Below are 11,093 nucleotides of genomic sequence, written 5' to 3'. Positions count from 1 at the left end.
ATCCCTTCAAGAATGCAGATCTCGATGACGACGATTCGCCAGAAGTGCCTGCAGATAGTGCCGCAAAGTAAAAAGTGACGCCAAGTGCGGTTGGCGTCACTCATTATGCGCCTTTAGGCACCGCTGGTATTGTGGCCCCTATGGGGCCGTTTTGCAAACCCCACGTTCAACGTGGGGTTATGATTATATGCTGCGCGTTATGCAATAACCACGGCGGTACCGGAAGCGCTGACCATGAGCATGCCGTTGTCGCTGCCCAGCACCTCATAGTCCACATCCACCGCCACCACGGCGTTGGCGCCCAGAGCGGCGGCGCGCTGCTTCATCTCTTCCAGCGCGGCTTCCCGGGCCTGGATCAGCTCCTCCTCATAGGTACCGGAACGGCCGCCGAAAAAGTTGCTGAAACCAGCCATCACGTCCTTGACGAAGTTGACACCGGCGATGACCTCGCCGAACACAACACCTTTATACTCCTGAATGGGATGGCCCTCCACCCCGGGGGTCGTGGTAACGATCATGGTTGTACCTCCTTGCAGGTCAGTGGTCGGATGCATGGCCGGTTCATTCCCGCACACGCCGGGGCAGACGCACCCGCTGCACCCAGCCGATCAGCTGCCCGGAGATCAGCACCGTGAGCAGTGAATAGCCGATACGGCTCAGCGGAATGTAGCTGACCGACAGCCCCAGTACCAGCAGATCAAACAACAGGTAGGCCCATTGCAGCGGAACGCCGGTCACCTTGGAGGTGGCCATGGCCAGCGCATCGTCGCCGCTGGGGGCGCCGCCGGCCCGGACTGCCAGGCCCACGCCTACGCCCACGAACAAAGCACCCGCCACCGCCGCCGCGATGGGCATCTCCGCCAGCTGGGGCCAGAGGGGGTCGAACTGTTCAAACAGGGCGTAGAACAGCGAAAATCCGCCGCCTGCCACCGCTGAATACAGGATAAAGCGGCGGCCCAGCAGCCGCCAGCCCAGCAGATAGCAGGCAAGGTTCATCACCAGGCCGCTGACGGCGGGCGAAAGCCCGAACCAGTACTCCAGCAGCAGGGTGAGGCCCAGCACACCGCCTTCGGTGACGCCGGAAAGGGAATGAACATTATACAGGCCGAATGCAAGGATCGCACTGCCAAGCAGGGCAACCGCACAATTTTTCGGCCTCAGCCGGGTAATCAAACTAACACATCCTTTCTTACCGATATTGTAGCATATCCCCCGCATGCCGGGCAAGCCCCCGCCCGGGGCTTGCCCGGTGTGTCAAGGTATGGTATATTTACATGATATGCCCGCACCCGGCAGCGGTGCGGAGAATCTGCGGCAAAACAGGAGGAATCACACATGGCACGGCAGGTGGAGCTGCTGGAGGGCAGCATTCCCGGTACCCTTACCCGGCTGGCGGCCCCGATCATGGGTTCGCAGCTGATCCAGATGGCCTACAATCTGGTGGATATGCTCTGGATCGGCTGGATCGGCGCCGGGGCAGTGGCGGCGGTGGGTGCCGCCGGTATGTACGTATGGCTGGCCAACGGCCTGGTGGTGCTGGCCCGGATGGGCGGCCAGGTGCTGGTGGCCCAGAATCTGGGCGCGGGCGACCGTCCCCTGGCCGGGCGCTGCGCGGCGGAGGCCATCCGCCTGGGCAGCACGCTGGCGGTTCTGACCACCCTGGTGACGGTGGGGCTGAACGGCCCGCTGATCCGTCTGCTGGGGCTGAACGGGGCGGACGTAATCGCCCAGGGGCGCACCTATCTGGTGATCGTGGGGCTGGGCATGGTGTTCACCTTTCTGAACCCGCTGCTCACCGCCCTGATCACCGCCACCGGCAACAGCCGCACCCCTTTTGCGGCCATGTGTGCCGGGCTGGGCATCAACTTTATTCTGGACCCGGCGCTGATCTTCGGTTGGGGGCCGCTGCCTGCCTGGGGCGTGGGCGGCGCGGCCGCGGCCACCGTGCTGGCCCAGGCGGTGGTGTTTGTGTTTCTGCTGGCCTATGCCCGGAACGACGAGAGCCTGTTCCGGTATGTGCATCTGCGCCAGAAGCCCGACCGGCAGCTGCTGGGCCGGCTGTGCCGCATCGGTGCACCGGCCACGGTGCAGAATGCGCTGTTCCCGCTGATCGCCATGGTGATCAGCCGGCTGGTGGCCAGCTGGGGCGACGATGCCGTGGCGGTGCAGAAGGTGGGCAGCCAGGTGGAATCCATCAGCTGGATGGTGGCGGACGGTTTTGCCATGGCGCTGAACAGTTTCATCGGCCAGAACTACGGGGCGGGCAATACCCTGCGTGCCCGGCAGGGCTACCGGGTGGCCATGCGGCTGATGACCCTGTGGGGCCTTTTGTGCACCGGGCTGCTGATCGGGCTGGCCCGGCCGATCTTTTCGCTGTTCATCCATGAGTCCGCTGTGCAGACAATGGGCCAGAGTTATCTGGTGATTCTGGGCTTTTCCGAGCTGTTCATGTGCTGGGAGATCCTGGTGGCCGGGGCCTTTGCGGGCTTTGGCAGCACCCTGATCCCCAGCCTGGTAAGCACCGTTCTCACCGCCGCCCGTATCCCGCTGGCACTGGCGCTGAGCAGCACCGCCCTGGGGCTGAACGGCGTATGGTGGAGCATCTCGCTGAGCAGCATCGGCAAGGGGATTCTGCTGGTGATTGCCTTTGCCTGGTTCCAGCGGCGCATTCCGGATCGGGCCCCCCGCGCGGGCACTTGAACGATTTAGAGAAAAAAAGTTTTCTATTGTGGCTGAAATCCGCTACAATAAGCCATATACGGTTCGCGCGTTCACGGCAGCGCGCGCAATGGAGGGATTTGTAGTGGATGGGAATACCTTGAAAACCTTGATCGCCATGTGCTGCTACATGGCCTGCGTGGTGGGCATCGGGCTGTTTTTTGCCCGCCGCGCCAACCAGAGCACCGAGAACTATTTTCTCGGCGGACGAAGCCTGGGGCCCTGGATTGCGGCCATGAGCGCCGAGGCCTCGGACATGAGCGGCTGGCTGCTGATGGGTCTGCCCGGCGTGGCCTACTGGTGCGGCGTGTCCGACGCGGCCTGGACCGCCATCGGCCTGGCGGTAGGCACCTACCTGAACTGGCTGCTGGTGGCCCGGCGGCTGCGCTGCTACTCGGTGGTGGCGGGGGACGCCATCACCATTCCGGAGTTCTTCTCCGCCCGCTTCAAGGAGAAGAAAAAGGTGCTGCTGACCATCTCGGCGGTATTCATCCTGGTGTTCTTCACGGTGTACGCCGCCAGCTGTTTTGTGACCTGCGGCAAGCTGTTCAGCACCCTGTTCGGCTTCTCCTACCAGAGCATGATGATCGCCGGGGCGGTGTTCGTGATCTTCTACACGGTGGTGGGCGGTTTTCTGGCGGAAAGCGCCTCCGATTTCATGCAGGCTGTGGTGATGATCCTGGCGCTGGCGCTGATCCTGGGCACCGGCGTGGCCGCGGCCGGCGGACTGGACGCGGTACTGCAGAATGTGTCCTCCATTCCGGGCTTTCTGGATTTCTTCGGCATCGCCCAGCCGGTGGTGACCGACGGCGTTCAGCAGGTGGCAAGCGGTGCGCCCCAGTTTGGTGAGGCGGGTTCCTACGGGCTGCTCACCATTCTGAGCACCCTGTCCTGGGGGCTTGGCTACTTCGGCGTGCCCCAGGTTCTTTTGCGGTTCATGGCCATCCGCAAAACCAGCGAGCTGACCAAGTCCCGCCGGATCGCCACCATCTGGTGCGTGATCAGCCTGGGCTGCGCGGTGCTGATCGGCCTGGCGGGCCGTACCCTGTACCCCATCGCCCTGCTCACCGCCAGCGACGCGGAGAACATCTTCATCGTGCTGAGCACCAACCTGCTGCCCCCGCTGCTGGCGGGCGTGGTGATGGCCGGTATTCTGGCCGCCACCATCTCCTCTTCCGACTCCTACCTGCTGATCGCGGCCTCGGCCTTTGCCAAGAACATCTACCAGGGTGTGCTGAAAAAGGACGCCAGCGACAAGAAGGTGCTGTGGGTCAGCCGCATCATGCTGCTGGTGATCTCGGCGGTGGGTGTGGTGATTGCGCTGGATGAAAACAGCGTTATCTTCACCCTGGTGGCCTTTGCCTGGGCGGGCTTTGGCGCCACCTTCGGGCCGATCATGCTCACCAGCCTGTTCTGGAAGCGCACCACCTGGGCGGGCGCGATTGCCGGCATGGTCACCGGCGCGGTGAGCGTCTTTGTGTGGAAGCTGGCCATCAAGCCTCTGGGCGGCATCTTCGGCATCTACGAGCTGCTGCCGGCCTTCCTGCTGAGCCTGGTGGTGATCGTGGTGGTCTCCCTGCTGGACAAGGAGCCCCCCGCCGACGTGCTGGCCGAGTTCAAGCTGGCCCGGGAAAACGCCCGCAACAACATCTGAGTTACATAGAAAAACGGTCTGGCGCCGCGCGGCGTCAGACCGTTTTTTGTATGTGGTTTTACCAGGCCAGGCTGTCCAGCGCTTCGCTGGAAAGCCGCCGGGTGGTGAACACCCCGTCCTCAAAGGTCATATAGCTGTGGGTGCCGTCCTTCGGGATGGACACGCTGCCCGGATTCAGGATCAGGATATCCCCTTTGCGCTCCAGATGCTTGACATGCACATGGCCGAACGCAAAGGCGCTGCCCGCCGCCAGCGGGGGCAGGTGGTCCGGGTCAAAGTGGTGGCCGTGGGTGGCAAACAGAACCCGCCCGTCCGGGAACAGGATATTGGCGTAGTCCGCCATCACGGGGAACTCCAGCACCATCTGGTCCACCTCCGCCTCACAGTTGCCCCGCACGGCGGTGATCCGGTCTTTCAGACTGTTCAGCATGGGGATCACCTGCTTGGGGGCGTATTCCTCGGGCAGGTCGTTGCGGGGGCCGTGGTAGAGCAGATCTCCCAGCAACAGGATGCGGTCAGGGGCAAACTCCTCAATCCGGGCCATCAGCTGCCGGCAGCAGGCGGCCGAGCCGTGAATGTCCGACGCGATCAGCAGTTTCATGCGTTTTCCTCCTGGCTGTAGCGGGCCACAATGGCCTTCATCTCATCAAAATGCTGCTCCATCTCATCCACCAGGCGGAACTGGGTGCGGGCCCGCACCAGGTTGTGGGTGGCATACTGGGTCTTGAAGTATTCGTCTCCCCGCAGATAATCGGTCAGGAAGCGGATGCCGCATTCCAGCGTCAGCAGCCGCGCGCCCCAGGGCAGATACTCCTTTTCGGTATCGGTCAGCACCGGGCCGGCGGTTTCCAGATAGCCCTTGGTGTACAGCTCGAACAGATTCAGATCGAAGTGTACCTTGGTCAGGTCCTTTTCATCCTCCGCGCCGGTGGACGCACCGAACCGGATGGAATCCCCGAAATCGCTCAGCGCCAGGCCGGGCATGATGGTGTCCAGGTCGATGATGCACAGGCCCTTGCCGGTCTTTTCATCAAACAGGATGTTGTTCAGCTTGGTGTCGTTGTGGGTCACCCGCAGCGGCAGCTTTCCCTGGCGCAGCAGTTCCATCAGCACGCTGCAGTCCGCCTTGCGGGCCATCACGAACTGGATCTCCTTTTTGCAGGTGCGGGCCCGGTTTTTCACATCCCGGCGCACCGCCTGTTCAAAGTCGGCCAGGCGGCTCTCGGTATTGTGGAAGTTGGGAATGGTCTCGTACAGGGTGTCGGCGGGATAGCCGCCCAGCTGACAGAGGAAATGGCCGAAGCTGCGGGCGGACTGGTAGAACTGCTCCGGGTCCTCCACGCTCTGGTAGCAGACCGAATCCGGGATGAAGTTGTAGCAGCGCCAGGGCTGACCCTTGCCGTCCTCAAAATAGGGCTCGCCGGATTTGGTCTTGATGTAGCTCAGGGTCTCCCGGTCCGGGTCGCCGCCCGCCTCGCGGATCTGGCGGCGCAGATACTCGGTCACACCGAAGATATTCTCCATGACCTGCCGGGGCTGCTTGAACACGTTGGTGTTCACCCGCTGCATCACATAGGCCAGCACGTCGCCGCCCTGGCCGTCCGGCACGTAGACCGCGTAGGTCTCGTTGATGTGCCCGGCGCCAAAAGGCCGCACGTAGCTGCACTGGTTGCCGAAGCCGAAGGCGTAGAGCGCATCCTCCAGTTCCAGGCTGTCCACCCCGTCGATCTTTCGGCGGGTGGAGAAGATCACCTGGCCCGCCTCCACCTTGACCAGCGGTTCAATGGTGCAGTTGGCCTTGACCACGCTGCCCAGGCAGATATGGGCCCCGGCCCCTACCCGGCTGTCGTGATCCACGATGGCGCCCGCGTTGATCAGGCAGCCTTTTTCGATCACCGTGTGGGTGTTCACCACCGCCCGCTGCATCACAAAGCACCCGGGTTCCAGCACCGCCGAGGGGCTGACCACCGCGCTGGGATGCACCAGCGGCGGCACGGCAAAACCCGCCTCGAGCAGCTTGTCCACCCAATGCAGACGCATTTTGTTATTGCCGAACGCGGCCACCGCCTGGGAATACTCCGGCAAGCAGGCCTCGTAATCCACACATTTGCCGATGACCCGGCTGTCCTTGGACGCATCGTCCAGAAAGGCGATTTTTTCATACTGGCCGGTAAGCTGCGCCGTCTCGGCCACCATCTGGCCAAAGCCGCCGGCCCCCAGAATCAGAAGATTGGACATGAAGATGCCCTCCCTGTAAAAATTGTGCCGCCCCGCACGGGGGCGGCCTTGTGGTATCAGTGTAGCATAAAACCGCCCGGCGGGCAAGGTGAACCGGCCGGTTACGGATGGTATGGCCGGTTTCGGAGCAGGCTGTGCAAAGAAAAAAGGGCCGCGCCCCGGAAAGGGACACGACCCTGGTATACAGCGCTTATTCCAGTTCGAACGCGCCGGTATACAGCTGATAGTACTTGCCTTTTTCGGCAATCAGCTTGTCGTGGCTGCCGCGCTCGATGATGCGGCCATGCTCCAGCACCATGATCACGTCCGAGTTCTGCACGGTGGACAGCCGGTGCGCGATGACAAATACGGTGCGGCCGTACATCAGCGCATCCATACCGGCCTGCACAATGGCCTCGGTGCGGGTATCGATGGAGGAGGTGGCCTCGTCCAGGATCATGACCGGCGGATCAGCCACCGCCGCCCGGGCGATGCTGAGCAGCTGCCGCTGCCCCTGGGACAGGCCGCTGCCGTCCCCTTCCAGCACCGTCTGGTAGCCGCCCGGCAGCATGCGGATAAAGCTGTCGGCGTTGGCCAGCTTGGCGGCGGCGATACATTCCTCGTCGGTGGCGTTCAGGCGGCCGTAGCGGATGTTCTCCATGACGGTGCCGGTGAACAGGTTCACGTCCTGCAGCACCACGCCCAGGGAACGGCGCAGGTCGGCTTTTTTGATCTTGTTGATGTTGATGCCGTCGTAGCGGATCTTGCCGTCCGCAATGTCGTAGAACCGGTTGATCAGGTTGGTGATGGTGGTCTTGCCCGCGCCGGTAGCGCCCACAAAGGCCAGCTTCTGGCCCGGCTCCGCATACATGCAGATGTCGTGCAGGATGGGCTTGTCGGGGGTATAGGCAAAGTCCACATGGTCGAACACCACGTTGCCCTGCAGCTTGGTGTAGGTCACGGTGCCGTCGTGATGGGGATGTTTCCAGGCCCACATGCCGGTGGATTCCTCGGTCTCTTCCAGCTCGCCGTCCTGGTTGTAGCGGGCGTTGACCAGGGTCACATAGCCGTGGTCTTCCTCGCTGGGCTCATCCATCAGCTCAAAGATACGGGATGCGCCCGCCAGCGCCATGATCACGTTGTTGAACTGCTGGCTGACCTGGGCAATCGGGTTGACGAAGCTGCGGGACATGGTCAGGAAGGAGGCGATGGTGCCCAGGGTCAGGGTGCTGACCCCGGCCAGGCCGATGTTGCCCACCCCGATAATGGCCATGGCGCCGCCGACCACCGCCAGCAGCACATACAGCACGTAGCCCAGGCTGGCCACCACCGGCATGATGACGTTGCCCATCATGTTGGCGTTGGTGGACGCCTCGCACAGGCGATCGTTGTGGAAGTCGAAGGCTTCCCGGGCTTTCTGCTCGTGGCAGAACACCTTGACCACCTTCTGGCCGTTGATCATTTCCTCAATATAGCCGTTTACCTCGCCCAGGGTCTGCTGCTGCTGCACGAAGAAGCGGCCGCTGTGGCCGGCGATGTACCGCACCACCCACAGCAGGAACACCGCGAACAGCACCACAAACAGGGTCAGGGGCACGCTCAGGTAGAGCATCGAGAAGAACACCGCTATGATCGTCACACAGCTGGAGAACAGCTGCGGCATGCTCTGGCTGATCATCTGACGAAGGGTATCGGTATCGTTGGTGTAATAGCTCATCACGTCGCCGTGGGTGTGGGTATCAAAATAAGAGATGGGCAGGGTCTGCATGTGGTTGAACATCTCGTCACGGATGCGTTTCAGGGTTCCCTGCGCCACCACCGCCATCAGACGGTTGTAGAACAGGGTGCAGAGTACGCCCGCGATATACACAAAGGCCATGCCGGTGATGGCCTTGGCCAGGCCGGTAAAGACCGGGTTGCTTTCCAGCAGAAGCGGGGAAATGTAGTCATCGATCAGCCGCTGCAGGAACAGGGCCGAAGCCGCGTTGGCAAAGGCGCTGACCAGGATGCAGATGACCACCAGCACCAGCTGCACCCGGTACTGGGACATATAGCCCAGCAGGCGGCGGATGGTGCCGGGCTTGAAGCGCATCAGGGGCGCCTCGGGCTTATTGCCGGATTCACGCATTCTGATCCTCTCCTTTCTTGTTCTGGGATTCATAGGCCTCCCGATAGATAGCACAGGTCTGCAGCAGCTGCGCATGGTTGCCCAGGCCCACAATGCGGCCCGCATCCAGCACGATGATCTGGTCCGCGTCCTGAATGGAGGACACGCGCTGCGCAATGATGATCTTGGTGGTATCGGGGATCTCCTGGGCAAAAGCACGGCGGATACGGGCATCGGTCTCGGTATCCACGGCGCTGGTGGAGTCGTCCAGAATCAGGATCTTGGGCTTTTTCAGCAGCGCGCGGGCAATACACAGCCGCTGCTTCTGGCCGCCGGACACGTTGGAACCGCCCTGCTCGATGTAGGTATCGTAGCCGTCGGGCATCTGTTGGATAAACTCATCCGCGCAGGCCAGCTGGCAGGCGTGGAGCATCTGCTCGTCGGTGGCGTGTTCGTCGCCCCAGCGCAGGTTATCCTTGATGGTGCCGGAGAACAGAACGTTCTTCTGCAGCACCATGGCTACCTGGTTGCGCAGGGTCTCCAGGTCGTAATCGCGCACGTCCACGCCGCCTACCTTGACGCTGCCGCCGGTCACGTCATACAGACGGGGGATCAGCTGCACCAGGCTGGACTTGGAAGAGCCGGTGCCGCCCAGGATACCCACCGTCTGGCCGGAGGCAATATGCAGGTTCACATGGTCCAGCACGGGGTGTTCCGCTTTGCGGGCATAGGAGAAGGTCACATCGTCAAAGTCGATGGAGCCGTCCTTGACCGTCTCCACCGGGTTGGGGCCGTTTTTCAGGTCGCTCTCTTCGGTGAGGACTTCCACGATACGCTCGGCAGAGGCCCGGGAGATGGTGATCATCACCAGCACCATGGACAGGGCCATCAGGCTCATCAGAATCTGCAGCGAATAGTTGAACAGGCTCATGAGCAGGCCGGTGGTGAGCTCGGTGCCGCCGGACAGAACGATAATCCGCGCGCCCAGCCAGCACAGCAGCAGGGTGCAGGTGTACATGGCAGCCTGCATCAAAGGCATGTTGAACGCCAGGGTCTTCTCGGCCTTGGAGAAGTCCTTGTAAATGCTCTGGGAGATGTCGTCGAACTTTTTGTTCTCAAAATCCTCCCGGGTAAAGGACTTGACCACCCGGATGCCCCGCAGGTTTTCCTGCACCACCTGGTTCAGCTTATCGTAGGTGCGGAACACCCGCTCAAAGACCGGATGGGTACGGCGCATAATAATGTACAGGCCGATGAACAGCAGCGGCGCGGCCCCCAGGAAGATCAGGGACAGCTCCCGGTGGATGCTGAAGGAGACGATCATGGCCACCACCAGCAGAACCGGGCAGCGGATGGCCAGACGTACGATCATCTGATAGGCCATCTGCACGTTGGTCACGTCGGTGGTCAGACGGGTTACAATGCTGGCCGTGGAGAACCGGTCAATGTTGGAGAAGGAAAAATCCTGTACCCGGTAATACATATCCTGGCGCAGGTTGCGGGCAAAGCCGCAGGCCGCCCGGGCCGCGTACCGGCCGCCCAGCGCACCGAAGGTCAGCGCCAGCACCGCACTGAGCAGCAGCACCGCACCGTATCCCAGCACCACGTTCATGTTGCCCTAGTCGATGCCTTTATCGATCAGGTCCGCCATGACGCGGGGGATCAGAATGTCCAGCCCCACCTCCAATACGGTAAAAAGCATTGCCAGCGCGGATACTTTTTTGTACTGTCGGATGGAGGCGGCAAGCTTTTTGATCATATGTCGAATCCTCCTTTTCATACGGACCGGCCGCAGCCGGGTCTTTCAGGTCGAACTGTTTCCGTCGGAAACAATGTTGTAGATCAAACAATCTGCTTATGCCGATATGCCCCGCAGGGCAGACCGGTCATTCCTTCAGGTTTTCCTGCAGGCGCTGCAGAAAGTCAAACAGCTGCTCCAGTTCCTCGTCGGAGAATCCCTTGGCAAGCCGGGCTTCCATGCGAACCATGTTCGCGTCTGCCATCTGGTGCACCGCCCGCCCCTGCTCGGTAAGTACCAGCTTTTTCAGCCGCGCGTCTCCCGGCACCGGAAGCCGCTGGATCAGCCCTTTTTCTTCCATAAGTTTGACCACCTTGGACACGGTGGACCGGGTAACAGAGAAATGCTCTTCGATATCCTTCTGGTACACATCGTGGTCCTCGTTGCGGGCCAGATATTTCATGATCCACCCGTTTCCTCCGGTGGCTTTGTGCAGCATTTTCCCGTCGGCCTGGTTGTCCAGCTCCCGGCGGATCATGGTGGAAATCCGGATCAGCTGAATGCCGAGAATTTTTTCCATCTCTTTGTCCTGCCTCTCTGTACGTGTGCCGGAGTTTTCTTCGGCACAATATTGTTTCCTGTCAAACAGTTCGCCATAG

Annotated in this window: 8 protein-coding genes and 1 pseudogene; 2 read left to right on the top strand and 7 right to left on the bottom strand. The window is 61.6% G+C overall.

What is annotated here, in order from left to right:
• Positions 1-197: 197 nt before the first annotated feature.
• Complete coding sequence (locus B5E65_RS06660) at positions 198-518, bottom strand: putative heavy metal-binding protein (protein WP_087170986.1); 321 nt, start codon at positions 516-518, stop codon at positions 198-200.
• Positions 519-561: 43 nt separating this feature from the next.
• Positions 562-1,173 (bottom strand): DUF6198 family protein, encoded by a 612-nt coding sequence (locus B5E65_RS06655; RefSeq protein ID WP_242957497.1) that lies wholly within the window; start codon positions 1,171-1,173, stop codon positions 562-564.
• Positions 1,174-1,335: 162 nt separating this feature from the next.
• Here B5E65_RS06655 and B5E65_RS06650 point away from each other — a divergent pair, with 162 nt between their 5' ends.
• On the top strand, positions 1,336-2,700 hold the full coding sequence (locus B5E65_RS06650; protein WP_087170984.1) for an MATE family efflux transporter: 1,365 nt from the start codon (positions 1,336-1,338) through the stop codon (positions 2,698-2,700).
• Between the two features lie 88 nt (positions 2,701-2,788).
• Positions 2,789-4,372 carry a sodium/proline symporter gene (locus B5E65_RS06645; RefSeq protein WP_206406285.1) on the top strand — a complete coding sequence of 528 codons (1,584 nt, stop codon included), beginning with the start codon at positions 2,789-2,791 and terminating at the stop codon, positions 4,370-4,372.
• A 58-nt stretch (positions 4,373-4,430) separates the two neighbouring features.
• On the opposite strand, the gene yfcE is transcribed toward B5E65_RS06645, so the two are convergent.
• The 5 genes and pseudogenes from yfcE to B5E65_RS06620 form a co-directional block, all read right to left on the bottom strand.
• Entirely contained in the window at positions 4,431-4,973 is a 543-nt protein-coding gene (gene yfcE, locus B5E65_RS06640) for a phosphodiesterase (RefSeq protein ID WP_087170982.1), read from the bottom strand.
• Complete coding sequence (locus B5E65_RS06635) at positions 4,970-6,610, bottom strand: PglD-related sugar-binding protein (protein ID WP_087170981.1); 1,641 nt, start codon at positions 6,608-6,610, stop codon at positions 4,970-4,972. Before B5E65_RS06635 ends, yfcE begins: the two co-directional genes overlap by 4 nt.
• 190 nt (positions 6,611-6,800) lie before the next feature.
• Complete coding sequence (locus B5E65_RS06630; RefSeq protein WP_087170980.1) at positions 6,801-8,717, bottom strand: ABC transporter ATP-binding protein; 1,917 nt, start codon at positions 8,715-8,717, stop codon at positions 6,801-6,803.
• Positions 8,710-10,455, bottom strand: a pseudogene (locus B5E65_RS06625) (ABC transporter ATP-binding protein). The gene B5E65_RS06630 and the pseudogene B5E65_RS06625 overlap by 8 nt, the downstream one beginning before the upstream one ends.
• A gap of 127 nt (positions 10,456-10,582) precedes the next feature.
• Positions 10,583-11,014, bottom strand: coding sequence for a MarR family winged helix-turn-helix transcriptional regulator (locus tag B5E65_RS06620; protein WP_087170979.1), 432 nt, complete (start codon positions 11,012-11,014; stop codon positions 10,583-10,585).
• Positions 11,015-11,093: the final 79 nt, after the last annotated feature.

The organism is Gemmiger sp. An120 (genome assembly GCF_002160955.1).
Lineage (GTDB): Bacteria > Bacillota > Clostridia > Oscillospirales > Ruminococcaceae > Gemmiger_A > Gemmiger_A avium.
The sequence above is the reverse complement of the archived record's forward strand: the minus strand, read 5'-3'. Positions and strand labels throughout refer to the sequence as shown.